The organism is Acidovorax sp. NN32, assembly GCF_057597245.1.
Genome location: NZ_CP199679.1, coordinates 503,658 through 518,624, shown reverse-complemented (window position 1 = coordinate 518,624; position 14,967 = coordinate 503,658). Strand labels below are relative to the sequence as shown.

At 66.5% G+C, this 14,967-nt stretch carries 12 protein-coding genes; 9 read left to right on the top strand and 3 right to left on the bottom strand.

The window, feature by feature from the left end:
- The first annotated feature begins 1 nt into the window (after position 1).
- Positions 2 to 808, top strand: coding sequence for an AraC family transcriptional regulator (locus ACT89O_RS02475; protein WP_487261709.1), 807 nt, complete (start codon positions 2 to 4; stop codon positions 806 to 808).
- 98 nt (positions 809 to 906) lie between these two features.
- Complete coding sequence (locus ACT89O_RS02470; protein ID WP_431151623.1) at positions 907 to 1,518, top strand: LysE family translocator; 612 nt, start codon at positions 907 to 909, stop codon at positions 1,516 to 1,518.
- 28 nt (positions 1,519 to 1,546) lie between these two features.
- Here ACT89O_RS02470 and ACT89O_RS02465 read toward each other — a convergent pair whose 3' ends face one another.
- Together ACT89O_RS02465 and ACT89O_RS02460 are read right to left on the bottom strand one after the other, a co-directional pair.
- Positions 1,547 to 4,831: an acetyl-CoA carboxylase family protein gene (locus tag ACT89O_RS02465; RefSeq protein WP_487261708.1), complete on the bottom strand. Its 3,285-nt coding sequence runs from the start codon at positions 4,829 to 4,831 to the stop codon at positions 1,547 to 1,549.
- A gap of 232 nt (positions 4,832 to 5,063) precedes the next feature.
- Complete coding sequence (locus ACT89O_RS02460) at positions 5,064 to 6,671, bottom strand: AMP-binding protein (protein ID WP_487261707.1); 1,608 nt, start codon at positions 6,669 to 6,671, stop codon at positions 5,064 to 5,066.
- Between the two features lie 155 nt (positions 6,672 to 6,826).
- Here ACT89O_RS02460 and ACT89O_RS02455 point away from each other — a divergent pair, with 155 nt between their 5' ends.
- The 3 genes from ACT89O_RS02455 (at position 6,827) to ltaE (ending at position 9,958) form a co-directional block, all read left to right on the top strand.
- Positions 6,827 to 7,477: a TetR/AcrR family transcriptional regulator gene (locus ACT89O_RS02455; protein WP_063459232.1), complete on the top strand. Its 651-nt coding sequence runs from the start codon at positions 6,827 to 6,829 to the stop codon at positions 7,475 to 7,477.
- Between the two features lie 53 nt (positions 7,478 to 7,530).
- On the top strand, positions 7,531 to 8,778 hold the full coding sequence (locus ACT89O_RS02450) for a branched-chain amino acid ABC transporter substrate-binding protein (protein ID WP_487261706.1): 1,248 nt from the start codon (positions 7,531 to 7,533) through the stop codon (positions 8,776 to 8,778).
- A 109-nt stretch (positions 8,779 to 8,887) separates the two neighbouring features.
- Complete coding sequence (gene ltaE / locus ACT89O_RS02445; RefSeq protein ID WP_487261705.1) at positions 8,888 to 9,958, top strand: low-specificity L-threonine aldolase; 1,071 nt, start codon at positions 8,888 to 8,890, stop codon at positions 9,956 to 9,958.
- A gap of 6 nt (positions 9,959 to 9,964) precedes the next feature.
- Here ltaE and ACT89O_RS02440 read toward each other — a convergent pair whose 3' ends face one another.
- Positions 9,965 to 10,684 carry a YggS family pyridoxal phosphate-dependent enzyme gene (locus tag ACT89O_RS02440; protein WP_487261704.1) on the bottom strand — a complete coding sequence of 240 codons (720 nt, stop codon included), beginning with the start codon at positions 10,682 to 10,684 and terminating at the stop codon, positions 9,965 to 9,967.
- A 37-nt stretch (positions 10,685 to 10,721) separates the two neighbouring features.
- Between ACT89O_RS02440 and ACT89O_RS02435 the strand changes: the two genes are divergently transcribed.
- The 4 genes from ACT89O_RS02435 (at position 10,722) to ACT89O_RS02420 (ending at position 14,746) form a co-directional block, all read left to right on the top strand.
- Positions 10,722 to 11,765: a type IV pilus twitching motility protein PilT gene (locus tag ACT89O_RS02435; RefSeq protein ID WP_055398404.1), complete on the top strand. Its 1,044-nt coding sequence runs from the start codon at positions 10,722 to 10,724 to the stop codon at positions 11,763 to 11,765.
- A 67-nt stretch (positions 11,766 to 11,832) separates the two neighbouring features.
- Entirely contained in the window at positions 11,833 to 12,468 is a 636-nt protein-coding gene (locus ACT89O_RS02430; RefSeq protein WP_055398403.1) for a Crp/Fnr family transcriptional regulator, read from the top strand.
- Positions 12,469 to 12,529: 61 nt separating this feature from the next.
- Positions 12,530 to 13,666, top strand: a complete 1,137-nt coding sequence (locus ACT89O_RS02425) for a PilT/PilU family type 4a pilus ATPase (RefSeq protein WP_055398402.1) — start codon at positions 12,530 to 12,532, stop codon at positions 13,664 to 13,666.
- A 165-nt stretch (positions 13,667 to 13,831) separates the two neighbouring features.
- Positions 13,832 to 14,746: an NAD(P)-dependent oxidoreductase gene (locus ACT89O_RS02420; protein WP_487261703.1), complete on the top strand. Its 915-nt coding sequence runs from the start codon at positions 13,832 to 13,834 to the stop codon at positions 14,744 to 14,746.
- The last annotated feature ends 221 nt before the right edge of the window (positions 14,747 to 14,967 follow it).

Sequence of the window (14,967 nt, the reverse complement as noted above, 5' to 3'; positions counted from 1 at the left end):
CATGCAGCAAAAACCCTTCCGATTCCTGCCCACCGCACTGCCCGGCATCGAAGCGATGCAGGCCGACTCCCGCCTCGTCTTCGGCAGGCACATGCACTTGCAGTTCGGCCTCGGCGTGATCGAACGGGGTGCGCAGAAATCGGCCAGCGGCCGGGGGATTGTGGAATCGGGCCCAGGCGACACCATCACGGTCAACCCCGGCGAAGTCCACGATGGCATGCCGCTGGACGAGCGTGGACGCGCCTGGCGCATGCTCTACCTGGAGCCTGCCCTGGTGGCGCCATTGGCGGCCGAGGTGCATCCGGGCCCGCTCGGCTCCGCTTTCGAATTCCATGCTCCGACGATGCGCGATGCGCGGCTGGCGGCCCAGGTACTGGCGCTGTTCGACGCGGCCACCCATCGCCCCAACCACTCGGCCGCAGCGCTGCATGTGGAGGAATGCCTGTTGCGGGTGCTGAGCGGCCTGCTGCGGCCGAAGGGTCACCAACAATCCGCCGCGTCCATCACCAGGGCTCGCACCATGATGGACGACGATCCCACCGCGCCCTGGAGCCTCGCACAACTGGCCGATGCAGCAAGTTTGAGCCGCTACCAGCTCGTGCGCCAATTTGCCCAGGCCACGGGCCTCACGCCACACGCCTACCTGCTGCAGCGCCGACTGCAGCTTGCGCGCCATCTGATGGGTGCGGGAACGCCCCTGGCCGACGTCGCCGCAGCCAGTGGCTTTGCCGACCAAAGCCACCTGACGCGCCTCTTCACGCGCAGCTTTGGCATCACACCGGGCGCCTATGTTCGCGCACGCAGCTGACAGCACGGCCCCTGCAATTTCGTTCAAGACCGTTGTGCGGGGGTTGGCGGATGCTGCGGGCATCGCCACTTCACGCCGCCGCCGCGCGGCCTCTCGCCATGGGCATCGAATTTCTCATCACCTCGCTCATCGTGGTCGTCTCGCCGGGGCCAGGAACCCTGCTGACCGTGGCGGCCGGACTCTCGGGCGGCGCGCGGGCCGCCGCCGTGACGGCGCTGGGCTGCACGCTCGGCATCGTGCCGCACCTGCTGGCGGCGATCACCGGGCTGGCCGCACTTCTCAACGCCAGCGCCACGGCATTCGAAGTCCTGCGCTACGCGGGGGTCGCCTACCTGGTCTACATGGGCTGGGCCACGTGGCGCTCGCCCGCCACCCTGGAGGTTCGCACTGACGCGCCCACACGCGCTGCCAGTGGGCGTATCGCGGAAGCCATGCTGATCAACCTGCTCAACCCCAAGCTGTCGCTGTTCTTCCTCACCTTTCTGCCGCAGTTCATCGCACCGGGTGAAGCGCAGCCCGCGTGGCGCATGCTCCAGCTCTCGCTGGTCTTCATGGCCATGACCTTTGTGGTGTTCTTGGGCTATGGCGTCTTTGCCGCCCGGTTTCGTGACCAGGTGCTGCAGCGCCCCGGCACGCTGGTGTGGCTGCGCCGCGGCTTTGCGGCCGCGTTTGTCGGGCTCGGCGCAAAGCTCGCCCTGATGCACCGATAGGCACCACCGTGTCAGGTGCCGTGCTGCTTCACCAGGTATCGATGCAACGTGGACCCAGCGGCGCCACCTGCGCCGATGCCAACCCCCGCGCCAGCCACGCCCGGGTGTCCGCCGGGTCGATCACCGCGTCGATCTCCAGCGTGGCGGCCATGTGCATCGCCTCGCCGTTGGCGTAGGACTTGGCCAGCAGCTTGGCAAACAGCGCGTCGCGCTCGGCGCCCTCGGGCAGCGCCTCCAGCTCCTTGCGAAAGCCCAGGCGCACTGCGCCTTCGAGGCCCATGGCGCCGAACTCGCCCGTAGGCCAAGCGACAGTGAACACGGGCGCATGAAAGCCCCCGGCCGTCATGCCCATGGCGCCCAGGCCGTAACCCTTGCGCAGCACCACACTGAAGGTGGGTACGCGCAGGCTGGCGGCGGTGACGAAAAGGCGGCTCACGTGGCGCACCTGGGCCGTGGCTTCGACCTCGGGGCCGACCATGAAGCCGGGCGTGTCCACCAGGCTCACGATGGGCAGGCCATGTGCGTTGCACAGCTGCATGAAGCGCGCGCCCTTGTCGGCCGCGTCAGCGTCGATGGCGCCGCCCAGGTGTTGCGGGTTGTTGGCCAGCAGGCCCACCGGGCGGCCTTCGATGCGCGCCAGCGCCGTGTGGATGCCCGCACCGAAGCCGGTGCGCAGCAGCAGCAGGCTGCCGTCGTCCACCAGGCCGGCCATCGCGGTGCGGGTGTCGTACACGCGCAGGCGGTTCTCGGGCACCACGGCGCGCAGCAGGCGCTGGTCGGGTGCAGACCACTGCGATGTACGGCCCTGGAAGAACGACAGGTAGTGGCGTGCGGCCTGCACAGCCCCGGCCTCGTCATCGACCAGCACGTCGATCACGCCGTTGGCGTGCTGCACGCGGCTCGGTCCGATCTGCTCGGGCTTGAACACGCCCAGCCCGCCACCTTCGATCATGGCCGGGCCGCCCATGCCGATGTTGCTCGCGCGCGTGGCAATGATCACGTCGCTGCAACCCAGCAGCGCCGCATTGCCCGCAAAGCAGCGCCCCGCAGCGATGCCGATGACAGGCACCTGGCCCGACAGCGCCGCGTAGCTCGCAAACGTGTGTACATGCAGCCCCGCCACCACGGGCATGTCGGTGTCGCCCGGGCGCCCGCCTCCGCCCTCGGCAAACAGCACCACCGGCAGCTTCTGCGCCAGGGCAATGCCCAGCATGCGGTCGGTCTTGGCGTGGTTGCGAGCGCCCTGGGTGCCTGCGAGCACGGTGGCGTCATACGACATGACCACGGCGCGGGACTTCTCGTCGCCAAACAGTGCGCCGTTGATGCCGCCAATGCCCGTGACCATGCCGTCGGCGGGCGTGTTGGCAATCAGGTCTTCCTTGCTGCGGCGGCGCGCCTGCGCGGCGATGGCCAGGGCCCCGTATTCGATGAAGCTGCCGTCGTCGCACAGGTCGGCAATGTTCTCGCGCGCGGAGCGGCCGCCTTGGGCGTGGCGCTTGGCCATGGCGTCGGGGCGCGCGGCGTCGAGCGTGAAGGCGTGGCGGTCGATCACGCGTTGCAGGTCGGCGCGGATGTGGTCCGGGTCATGTGCCGTACCGCCCTGCACTTCGACATCGGCCGCATCGTCCACCGGGTCCAGCACCAGCAGCGGCTGCCCCTGCGCGACGTAGGCACCGGCCACGGCCAGCAGCGCGCCGACGCGGCCCGCGTGTGGGGCCAGCAGCACATGCTCCATCTTCATGGCTTCGAGCACGGCCAGCTCGGCGCCTGCGGCGACCACGTCGCCCTCGGCCACGCTCAGCTGCACCAGGCGGGCGGGCATGGGGGCCAGCACGGCACCTTCGGGTGCAGGCATTGAGAAATTTGAGTATTTTTGGCCGCTAGCGCTTGAGGGATAAGCGCTGGCAGCTATGTTTTTGGAAGCACCCAGCAATTCAGGCAACACGGATTCCAGCCAGCGCGTGTGCACCTGCTGGCTCTCCATCTCGGGCCGCGCGGCCAGCGCCTGCAGCAGCGCGAGGTTGGTGGCCACGCCCTCGATGCGGCACTCGGCCAGCGCGCGCTGCGAGCGGCGCAGCGCATCCGCAAAGTGCGGGCTGCGCGTGTGCACGATGAGCTTGGCCAGCAGCGTGTCGTAGTGCGGCGACGGCGTGGCGCCTGCTGCGCCGTGCGTGTCCACACGCACGCCGGGGCCTGCGGGCAGGTCAAAGCGGCTGAGCGTGCCGCTGCCGGGGGTGGCGTTGCCCTGTGCGTCCAGCGTCTCGGCGTTGATGCGCCACTGCACGGCAAAGCCCAACACGGCGGGCGGTACTGCAGGGTCGAGGCCAATGTCCTGCAGTGTGCGGCCTGCGCCCAGCGCGATCTGCGCCTGCACCAGGTCCACGCCGGTGACCTCTTCGGTGATGGTGTGCTCCACCTGCAGGCGTGGGTTGCATTCGATGAACACAAACGGCAGGTCGTTCGAGGCCAGGTCCACCAGAAACTCGAACGTGCCCAGGCCCTCGTAGGCCACGGCGCGCGCCATGGACAGTGCGGCGGTGGTGATGCGCTCGCGCAGCGGCGCGGGCAGCGAAGGGCTGGGCGCGATCTCCACCACCTTCTGAAAGCGCCGCTGCAGCGTGCATTCGCGCTCGCCCAGGGCGATCACCTCGCGCCCATCGCCCAGCACCTGCACCTCGATATGGCGGGCGTTGTCCATCAGGCGCTCCACGTACACGCCGTCCACACCAAAGGCGGCCTGCGCCTCGCTGCGGCAGCGCGCGTAGGCCGCAGGCAAGTCATCGGCCGACGCCACCGCGCGCATGCCACGCCCACCGCCGCCGCCGATGGCCTTGATCACGATGCCAGCATGGGCGTGCTGCGCGAAGAAGGCCTGCGCCTCCTGCAGCGTCACCGCCGCCTGCGTGCCGGGCATGAGCGGCACGCCCTGCTGCTGCGCCAGCGCACGGGCCTGCGCCTTGTCGCCGAACAGCGCGAGCTGCGCAGGCGTGGGGCCGATGAAGCGCAGCCCCGCCTCGGCGCAGGCGCGGGCAAAGTCGGCGCGCTCGCTCAAGAAGCCGTAGCCAGGGTGCACGGCGTCGCAGCCCTGCGCCTTCGCAATGGCGATGAGGCGCGCACCGTCCAGGTACGCCGCCGGGCCGGCGGCGCCCAGCGCCACGGCCGCACTGGCTGCGTGTACATGGGGGCTGGCGGCGTCATCGTCGGCATACACGGCCACGCTGGCAATGCCCAGGTCGTGCAGGGCTCGCACCGTACGCAGTGCGATTTCGCCCCGATTGGCGATCAGGACTTTGGCAAAGAGGGGCAAGGTCATGGTTTTGATTCTTTTTTTATAGCTTTTAGCGCTTGACTGATAAGCGCTGGCGGCCATTTTTTCTAGTTGATGGACTCATAGAACTGCGCTTGCCTCGCTACGCTTGCAACTGACGGGGCCCACACCAGGGCTCCCGCGCAAGGGCCGCCCCGCCGCGCTGGGAGCGTCCCCCTCCCTAGCGCGAAGCGCGTAGAGAGAGGGGGAAGGCGCCGCAGGCGACTCAGGGGGTGTTTCATGCATCCCGAAGCAGGCGGCGCAGCACTTTGCCCGCGCCCGTGGCGGGCAGTGCGTCGATGAAACGCACCTCGCGCGGGGCTTTGTAGGGCGCCATGTTCTCGCGGCACCAGGCCACCAGGCCGGCGGCGTCCACATCCTGGCCGGGCTTCTTGACGATGAAGGCGCGCACCACCTCGCCCTTTTCCGCATCGGGCACGCCAATCACGGCGGCCTGGGCCACGGCGGGGTGCTTGATGAGCAAGGTCTCGACCTCTTCGGGGAACACGCTGTAGCCCGAAACCTTGATCATTTCCTTGAAACGGCCGATGAAGGTGAGGTAGCCGTCCGCATCGATCTTGCCCATGTCGCCGGTGTAGACCCAGCCGTCACGCAGCGTCTTGGCCGTGGCCTCGGGCTTGTTCCAGTAGCCCTTGAAGTTGCCGGGGCCGTGGATGGTGATCTCGCCCACCTCGCCAACGGCCAGCGGTGCGCCGGTGTCGGGGTCCACGATGCGCAGGGTGTTGCCCGGTACGGGCTTGCCCTGGGTGCCCCAGCGGATGGCGTCCACCGGCATGGCGGTGTCCACGGTGTGCGTTTCCGACAGGCCATAGGCCGCCTCGTGCGCAATGCAGTTGGGTGCGAACTGCTGCCACTGCTGGGCCAGCGCCTCGGTGAAGGTGATGCCGAAGCTCGTGACCGGGTTGCGGCGCAGCGCGCTCCAGTCCATGTCGCGTGCGCCGGGCACCTGCATGAGCGCGCCGTTCATGGGCGCGATGCTGTACCACCAGGTCACGCGGTGGCGCTCCAGCGCCTGGGCCACGCCCAGCGGGTCAAAACGGTACAGCAGCACGGCGGTGGCGCCGGTATAGACCGGCAGGTTCACGCCCATCACCATGCCGGCGATGTGGTACAGCGGCGCCACCGCCAGCAGCGTTTCGTGGGGCGTCATGCCGTTGCAGTCGGCCGATGCAGCGGTCTTGAACGTGGCATTGCCATAGCTCAGCATCGCGCCCTTCGGTAACCCGGTGGTGCCCGAGGTGTAGGTCATGAGCGAGACGTCGTCCATCGACAGCGCCACGGGCGCAGGCCGTGCGCCGGTGCGGGTGGCGGCCAGGAAGTCTTCGCAGCCCGCAGGCACCGGCGCCATGGCGGCGCGCATGGCCAGGAGCTCGGCGGGTACGTCGATACTGGGCTCGCCCTCGGGCAGCAGCTCGGCATAGCGCACCACAAACACCTGCTGCAGCGCGGTCTTGGCGCGGACCTTGTCCACCACGGGCAGCAGCACATCGGCCGCGACGATCACGCGCGCCTGCAGGTCGGTGAGCTGGTATTCCAGCTCATGCTCCTTGTTCAGCGGCCCGCAAGGGCAGACGATGGCGCCGATCTTCTGGATGCCGTAGTGCGCCATCACGTACTGCGGGCAGTTGTTCATGAACAGTGCCACGGGCTCGCCCTTGGCCACACCCAGCGCCTGCAGGCGCGCGGCAAATGCATCACTGGCCGCATCAAGCTGCGCCCAGGTGAGGGGCTGGCCGTACCAGAGGTAAGCGATGCGGTCGGGCGTTTCGCGCGCGTGGCGGCGCAGGTGTTCGTGCAGCGGCAGCTGCGGTGCGGTAGAAGGCATGGCGTTGTCTCCAAGGTGTCTGGAATCGCTGGTTCTTGGCGGCCACTCAGGGTTTTCTCTGAGCGCTCTCACCCGCCAGCGTCTTGCCAATATATACCGCCCGGTAGAACAATGCTACCCATGGGTATAACTTCAACGTCGCGTAAAGGACACCGATGAACCAGCAGCCCCCCGTGCAGGCCAGCGGCCGCCAGAAGGCCGCCACGGCCGGGTCGGACGAGAAGCGCGAACGCATCTTGCGCGCAGCCGAGGCGCTATTCGATGCGCAGGGCTACGCCAATACCACCATCGAGCAGATCGTGCAGCAGCTGGGCGTGACCAAGCCCTTTGTGTACTACTACTTCCGCAACAAGCAGGAGATCTTCGAGACGCTGTCGTGGGCGCCTGCCGTGGCATGTTTCACTGCGATGGACTTTGCGGCGGACGATGACCGGCCTGCCCATGTGAAGGTGACGGAAGGCATCGAGCGGCTGATCCGCGCCACGCTGGAGCACCACCCCTCGGCCTTCTTCCCGTACCGCGAGCCGCAGGTGTACCGGCCCGAGTACCTGGCGGCGCAAAAGGACCTGGCGAACCACTTCTACGACCGGCTGTGCGCGCTGCTCGAACAGGGCCGCGACGACGGCATGTTCGAGTTCAACGACACCAAGATCACCGCCCTGGCCGCTTGCAGCCTGCCCGGCTTTCTCTACAACTGGTACCGCCCTGACGGCCGCCTGTCGCAAGACGAGGTGGCGCAGGAGCTGGCGCAGCTGGCCTGGCGTGTGCTGGGGCTGCGGCGAACCCGCAAGCGCAACCCAGCCTGACGCGCACCGCAGCACCCCTACACCCAGCACAACAACCACCGGAGACAAAACCCATGAAAACCGTGTCCCTCACCCCCCTGGCCGCTGCGGCGGCACTACTCATCGGCACGGCCGCCAGCGCGCAGGAGACCTTCAAGGTCGCCTACATCGACCCGCTGTCGGGCCCGTTCGCCAACGTGGGTGAGCTGATGCTCACCCACACGCAGTACGCCATCGAGGACATCAACGCCAAGGGCGGCGTGCTCAAGGGCACCAAGCTGCAGCTGCTGCAGTTCGACAGCAAGCTCTCTGCGCAAGAGAGCCAGAGCGCGCTGCAGGCCGCCATTGACCAGGGAGCCAAGGCCATCGTGACGGGCGGCTCGGGCTCATCGGTGGTCACGGCGCTGGTGCAGGCGGCAGCGCGCCACAACCAGCGCAACCCGGGCAAGGAGATCCTGGTGCTGAACCACTCCTCCATCGACCCCGAGCTGACGGGCAAGGCGTGCAACTTCTGGCACTTCCAGTTCGAGGCCAACACGGCCATGAAGATGAAGGCCATCGCCAACTACATCAAGAAGCAGCCGGACATCAAGAAGGTGTACCTGCTGAACCAGGACTACGCCCATGGCAAGCAGTGGGCGCACTATGGCCGCGAGATGGTGGGCCTGGCGAGGCCCGACATCCAGTTTGTGGGCGAGGCGCTGCATCCCATCGGCCGCGTGAAGGACTTTGCGCCCTACCTCGCCAAGGTCAAGAGCACCGAGGCCGACTCGGTCATCACCGGCAACTGGGGGCAGGACATGACGCTGCTGCTCAAGGCGGCGGGTGACGCGGGCTACAACCTGCGCTACTTCAACCACAGCGCGGGCTCCATCCCCGGCACGGTGCTGGCGGTGTCGCAGGCCAAGCAAGGCCAGCTGACCTGGGTGGCCGAATGGCACCCCGGACAGGCCGACACCCCCAAGGTGGACGCGCTGGCCAAGACCTACAAGACCAAGACGGGCAAGGACTTCCTCGCGCCGCGCATCGAGATGACGCCGCGCTTCCTCGCCGCCGCCATCAACAAGGCCCAGTCCACCGACCCGGTGAAGGTGGCTCGCGCGCTGGAAGACCTGACGATTGATTCGGTGGTGGGCCCCGTGCGCATGCGCGGCGAAGACCACCAGCTGCTGCTACCCCAGGTGGTCAACACCATCGCGCCGGTGGACGGCAAGGCCGTGAAGGTGGGCTGGGAAGGCACCAACTATGGCTTTCGCACCGATGCGGCCTACACCGGCAATGAAATAGCCCAAGGCACCGAGTGCAAGATGACGCGGCCTTGATGCCACGGCGCCGAAGGGCGCCGAAATCCCCACAGCGGCAACCGCCACAGGCCGCCGCTACCATGGCCGGTCATTGCATTCATTGACCCGACCCACAAGGACCGCGCCCATGCCCGACTTTCGCAGCGACACCGTCACCCAGCCCACGCCCGCCATGCGCGAGGCCATGTTCAAGGCCCCGCTGGGCGACGATGTGTTTGCCGACGACCCTTCAGTGAACGCACTGCAGGAACATGCCGCCGAGCTGCTGGGTTTTGAGGCCGCGCTGTTCGCCCCCTCGGGCACGCAGACCAACCTGATCGCGTTGTGGGGCCACTGCCAGCGCGGCGACGAGGCCATCGTGGGCCAGAGCTGGCACACCTACCGCTGGGAGGCGGGTGGCATGGCGGTGCTGGGCTCCATCCAGCCCCAGCCCGTGGAAACGCAGCCTGACGGCACCCTGCGTCTGGCCGACATCGCCGCCGCGATCAAGCCCGACGACCCGCACTTTGCCCGCACCCGCCTGGTGGTGCTGGAGAACACGACCGGCGGCCAGGTGTTGCCCCCCGCCTACATCGCCGAGGTGGCACAGCTGGCGCGCAGCCGGGGGCTGGCGATGCACCTGGACGGCGCACGCATGTTCAACGCTGCCACGGCCAATGCCGCGCGCAACGGCACCGATGTGTATGCGGAAGCGCGCGCGCTGTGCAGCCACTTTGATTCCGCATCGCTGTGCCTGAGCAAGGGCCTGGGCGCGCCCGTGGGCTCGCTGGTGCTGGGCTCGCGCGACTTCATCCGGCAGGCGCGCCGCACCCGCAAGATCCTGGGCGGTGGCATGCGCCAGGCCGGGGTACTAGCCGCTGCGGGCCACTATGCGCTGCAGCACCATGTGCGGCGCCTGGCGGAAGACCACGCCCGCCTGGACCGGCTGGCGCAAGGGCTGGCTGAAGCCAACCGCAGCCACCCTGTGCTGCAGGGCAAGCTCACCGTGCTGCCGTGGCAGACCAACATCCTCTTCACCGACCTGCATGCAGAGGTGGCGCCCGCATTCACCGCCTGGCTGGCGCAGCACGGCGTGCGCGTCACCAGCAGCCTGTATGGCGGCGCGACCCGGCTGCGCTGGGTGACGCACCTGGATGTGAGCGAGGCGGATGTGACAGCGGCGCTGGACTGCGTGGCGCGCTTCACGCTGCCGGGCTGAACCCGTTCAAGCGGCGGGGTAGGCCCGTCCACCAAACACACCGGTGCCCACACGCACCAGCGTGCTGCCCGCCCGGATGGCGGCCTCCAGATCGGCCGTCATGCCCAGGGACAGGGTGTCGAACTTCCCCAGGCCCGGTTCGCCCAAGGCAGATATTTGGTCAAAAAGCCTCTTGGCGCTGGTGTGGATTGCCAGTTGCGCTTCCAATTCAGGAGCATGGTCCGGAATGCTCATGAGCCCCCGCACCACCAGCCGTGGCAGTTTTGCGACAGCCCGCACCAACTCCAGCGTTTCAGCAGGAGCCACACCTGACTTGGTGGGGCCTCCATCGATATTGACCTGGATACATATCTGCAGCGGCGGCAGGTGATCGGGCCGCTGGGCCGACAGGCGCTCGGCGATCTTGAGCCGGTCCACCGTATGCACCCAGTCAAAGTGCTCGGCCACCAGGCGGGTCTTGTTGCTCTGAATGGGGCCTATGCAGTGCCACTGCAGCGCCACATCGGGCAAGGCGGCGCGCACAGCCGCAATCTTGTCCACGCCTTCCTGGATGTAGTTTTCGCCGAAATCGCGCTGGCCGGCGACCACGGCCTCCAGCACCGCATCGGCGCCAAAGGTCTTGGAAACGGCCAGCAAGGAAACGCTGGCCGGATCGCGCCCGGCGGCTTTGCACGCCTGCGCCATCCTGCCCAGAACCTGTTGGAGGTTGTTAGCAATCGTGGTCATAATGTTTGGCAAGCGTACCAAACGATAGAGGGATTCCGTGGACATTACCCAACTGCTCGCGTTCAGCGTCAAGAACAAGGCCTCCGACCTGCACCTCTCCGCAGGCCTGCCGCCCATGATCCGGGTCCACGGCGATGTGCGGCGCATCAACGTCGATGCGCTGGACCACAAGACGGTGCATGCCATGGTGTACGACATCATGAGCGACGCGCAGCGCAAGACGTATGAAGAGTTTCTGGAAGTCGACTTCTCTTTTGAAATCGAAGGCCTGGCACGTTTTCGCGTCAACGCCTTCAACCAGAACCGGGGCGCCGCCGCCGTGTTCCGGACCATTCCAAGCAAGATCCTGACGCTGGAGCAGCTCAACGCACCCAAGATCTTCGGCGACCTGGCCCTCAAGCCGCGCGGCCTGGTGCTGGTGACCGGGCCTACGGGCTCGGGCAAATCCACCACGCTGGCCGCCATGGTCAACTACCTCAACGAAACCGAATACGGCCACATCCTCACGGTGGAAGACCCGATCGAGTTCGTGCACGAATCCAAGAAGTGCCTGATCAACCAGCGCGAAGTGGGGCCGATGACGCTGTCGTTCGCCGCCGCGCTGAAGTCCGCACTGCGCGAGGACCCGGACGCCATTCTGGTGGGTGAAATGCGCGACCTCGAAACCATCCGCCTGGCCATGACGGCGGCGGAAACGGGCCACTTGGTGTTTGGCACACTGCACACCTCCAGCGCTGCCAAGACGATTGACCGGATCATCGACGTGTTCCCGGCCGAAGAAAAGGAAATGGTGCGTGCGATGTTGTCCGAATCGCTGCAGGCCGTGATCTCGCAGACACTGTGCAAAACCAAGGATGGCTCGGGCCGCGTGGCCGCGCACGAGATCATGCTGGGCACCAGCGCCATCCGCAACCTGATTCGCGAGGCCAAGGTGGCGCAGATGTACTCCACCATCCAGACCAGCAACAGCGTGGGCATGCAGACGCTGGACCAGAACCTCACCGACCTCGTGCGCCGCAACATCATCAGCCCGGCCGAGGCCCGCAGCAAGGCCAAGATCCCCGAGAACTTCCCTGGCTGAGCCCCCCGCAGCACACACCCATGAACGACTTTGCGGCCCCTGCAGGCGCCGCATACCGGAGCCCGATATGAAAGGCATTCTGAGCCTTCTGAAAATGAAAACCCGGGGCGGCAAGCCTGCGGAAGACCACACGGATTCCGTGCTGTTCTCCACGGCCTTTGCAGGCCAGGGCGTAGACGATTCGATGCTGGTGCCCTGGGAGGCACGTGCCGTGGAAGTAGGCGCCAAACGCCTGCCCACCAGCCGAGGCGGCAAGCTGCTGCAAGGTCTGTGGGCCAAGGACAAATACATGGCGCACCTGGACAAGGACGCCGTGGAGCGCATGGAGCGCTTCTTCGAATTTGCGGCCATCCCGTCCAACCGCGATGTGATCCGCCAGGACGAGTACGGCAATTTCATGGTGGTGCTGCTCACGGGCACCATCGCCGTGGACCGTGTGCAGCCCTGGGGCGAGCAATTGCGCCTGGCCGAGACGCGGCCCGGTGACATCCTGGGCGAGATGTCGCTGCTCGACAGCGGCATCCGCTTTTCGGCCTGCACCACGCTCACTGACTGCGAGATCGCCGTGCTGAGCGCCGAAGCCATGGACGACATGATGACCAAGGACCCGCAGCTTGCAGCCAGCCTGATTGCACTGCTGGCCCGCAAGCTGTCGCTGCGCCTGCGTGTGGTGAGTGCGCGCCTGAGCGACAACCACAAGTAATGATGCGCCACGACAAGATCAATGATCGTCCAGCCGACGAACAGCCCCGGGAGAACTTCTGATGGAACGCGATCAGGCCAGTAAATTCATCAATGACCTGCTCAAGTTGATGGTGGGCCGCAACGGCAGCGACTTGTTCATCACCGCAGACTTTCCACCCGCCATCAAGGTGGATGGCAAGGTGACCAAGGTGTCGCCCCAGCCCCTCTCCCCCAACCACACGCTCACGCTGGCGCGCGCCATCATGAGCGACAAGCAGGTGGCCGACTTTGAACGCACCAAGGAGTGCAACTTCGCCATCTCGCCCTCCGGCATCGGCCGCTTTCGCGTCAACGCCTTCATCCAGCAAGGACACGTGGGCATGGTGATGCGGACGATTCCGCTCACGCTGCCCACCATCGACGGCCTGGGCGTGCCGCAGGTACTCAAGGAAGTGACGATGACCAAGCGCGGCCTGTGCATCCTGGTGGGTGCCACGGGCTCGGGCAAATCGACCACGCTGGCCGCCATGGTGGACTGGCGCAACGAGAACTCGTTCGGCCACATCATCACGGTGGAAGACCCGGTGGAATTCGTGCACCCACACAAGAACTGCGTGGTCACGCAGCGCGAAGTGGGGCTGGATACCGACAGCTGGGAAGCGGCCCTCAAGAACACGCTGCGCCAGGCGCCCGACGTGATCCTGATGGGCGAAATCCGCGACCGCGAGACGATGGAACATGCCGTGGCCTTTGCCGAAACCGGCCACCTGTGCCTGGCCACGCTGCACGCCAACAGCGCCAACCAGGCGCTGGACCGCATCATCAACTTCTTTCCTGAAGAGCGCCGCGCGCAGTTGCTGATGGATTTGTCGCTGAACCTGCGCGCCATGGTCTCACAGCGCCTGATCCCCAAGCAGGACGGCAAGGGCCGTGCGGCTGCGGTGGAGATCATGCTGAACACGCCGCTGATCTCCGACCTGATCTTCAAGGGCGATGTCTCCGAGATCAAGGAGATCATGAAAAAGAGCCGCAACCTGGGCATGCAGACCTTTGACCAGGCGCTGTTCGACCTGTACGAGGCCAACGTGATCAGCTACGAAGACGCGCTGCGCAACGCCGACTCGCTCAATGACCTGCGCCTGCAGATCAAGCTCAACAGCCAGCGCGCCAAGTCGCCAGACCTGGCTTCGGGTACCGAGCATTTCGCGATCGTGTGACAACCCCCTGAGCGGCTGCGCCGCTTCCCCCTTCTCTCGCGCGGCGCGGGAAGGGGGACGACGCCAGTGGCCTGGCAAAGCCAGTTCCACGGCGTCCGCTGGCCCAGGCCGCGCCAGTTTCAAACGCCGTCGACATGGCGGCCTTTTCTCACAAGAACCATTTCCATGCCAAGCACCAACCCCCGCAACTACGACGCCACCCCTTCCCGCAAGGTCGCCTTTCTGGGCTTGGGTGTGATGGGCTACCCGATGGCCGGACACCTTGCACTGGCCGGGCATGAGGTGACGGTTTACAACCGGACCGCTACTAAATCAATAGCTTGGTGCGCAGAGTATCCAAGCGCCAATGCGCCAAAACACGCTGCAACGCCGCGCGAAGCCGCTGCGGGCGCGGACATCGTGTTCTGCTGCGTGGGCAACGACGATGACCTGCGCTCTGTGACGCTGGGTGCGGACGGCGCCTTTGCGGGCATGAAGCCGGGTGCGATTTTTGTGGACCACACCACGGCATCGGCCGAGGTGGCGCGCGAGCTGTACGCAGCCGCCCAGGCGTTGGGCCTGCAGTTTGTGGATGCCCCCGTGTCGGGCGGCCAGGCTGGCGCGCAGAACGGCCTGCTCACCGTGATGTGCGGCGGCGATGCCGCAGCCTTCGAGGCAGCCCAACCCGTAGCCATGGCGTTCTCGCGTGCCTTCACGCTGCTGGGTGCCAGTGGCTCGGGCCAGCTGGCCAAGATGGTCAACCAGATCTGTATTGCCGGGCTGGTGCAGGCCCTGTCCGAGGCCGTGGCCTTTGGCCAGAACGCGGGGCTGGACATGAAACAGGTCCTCGACGTGATCGGCAAAGGCGCCGCCCAAAGCTGGCAGATGGACAACCGTGGCAAGACCATGGTGGACGGCAAGTTCGACTTTGGCTTTGCCGTGGACTGGATGCGCAAGGACCTGGGCCTGGTGCTCGATGAGGCCAAGCGCAACGGTTCACGCGTGCCGGTGACGGCCCTGGTGGACCAGTTTTATGCCGATGTGCAGAAAATGGGAGGCAACCGCTGGGATACATCGTCCCTCATCCAGCGGTTGAAATAAAGCACCCCGTGGGCGCTTCGCGCCCTCCCCCAGCGCCCGCAAGTGCAACTCTGCATTCGCAGCTTGGCGGCCCTTGCGCGGGGGTGCTGGCCTCGGCCACGCCAGTTTCACGCAGCCGCGCGCGGTGCGGAGTCCCCAAGAAAAAATCCCGGGTTGCGTGGTGCGAGCCGGGATTTTTTTGATCTACCAGTTGTGCAGGCTGTCGAGCCGGCTGAAAACGA

Excerpts from the sequence above, each read along its gene's own strand:
- ACT89O_RS02455 (WP_063459232.1), top strand. The coding sequence starts at position 6,827 with ATGAACCAGCAGCCCCCCGTGCAGGCCAGCGGCCGCCAGAAGGCCGCC.
- ACT89O_RS02425 (WP_055398402.1), top strand. The coding sequence starts at position 12,530 with ATGGAACGCGATCAGGCCAGTAAATTCATCAATGACCTGCTCAAGTTG.
- ltaE (WP_487261705.1), top strand. The coding sequence starts at position 8,888 with ATGCCCGACTTTCGCAGCGACACCGTCACCCAGCCCACGCCCGCCATG.
- ACT89O_RS02420 (WP_487261703.1), top strand. The coding sequence starts at position 13,832 with ATGCCAAGCACCAACCCCCGCAACTACGACGCCACCCCTTCCCGCAAG.
- ACT89O_RS02470 (WP_431151623.1), top strand. The coding sequence starts at position 907 with ATGGGCATCGAATTTCTCATCACCTCGCTCATCGTGGTCGTCTCGCCG.
- ACT89O_RS02430 (WP_055398403.1), top strand. The coding sequence starts at position 11,833 with ATGAAAGGCATTCTGAGCCTTCTGAAAATGAAAACCCGGGGCGGCAAG.
- ACT89O_RS02465 (WP_487261708.1), bottom strand. The coding sequence starts at position 4,831 with ATGACCTTGCCCCTCTTTGCCAAAGTCCTGATCGCCAATCGGGGCGAA.
- ACT89O_RS02460 (WP_487261707.1), bottom strand. The coding sequence starts at position 6,671 with ATGCCTTCTACCGCACCGCAGCTGCCGCTGCACGAACACCTGCGCCGC.
- ACT89O_RS02440 (WP_487261704.1), bottom strand. The coding sequence starts at position 10,684 with ATGACCACGATTGCTAACAACCTCCAACAGGTTCTGGGCAGGATGGCG.
- ACT89O_RS02475 (WP_487261709.1), top strand. The coding sequence starts at position 2 with ATGCAGCAAAAACCCTTCCGATTCCTGCCCACCGCACTGCCCGGCATC.
- ACT89O_RS02450 (WP_487261706.1), top strand. The coding sequence starts at position 7,531 with ATGAAAACCGTGTCCCTCACCCCCCTGGCCGCTGCGGCGGCACTACTC.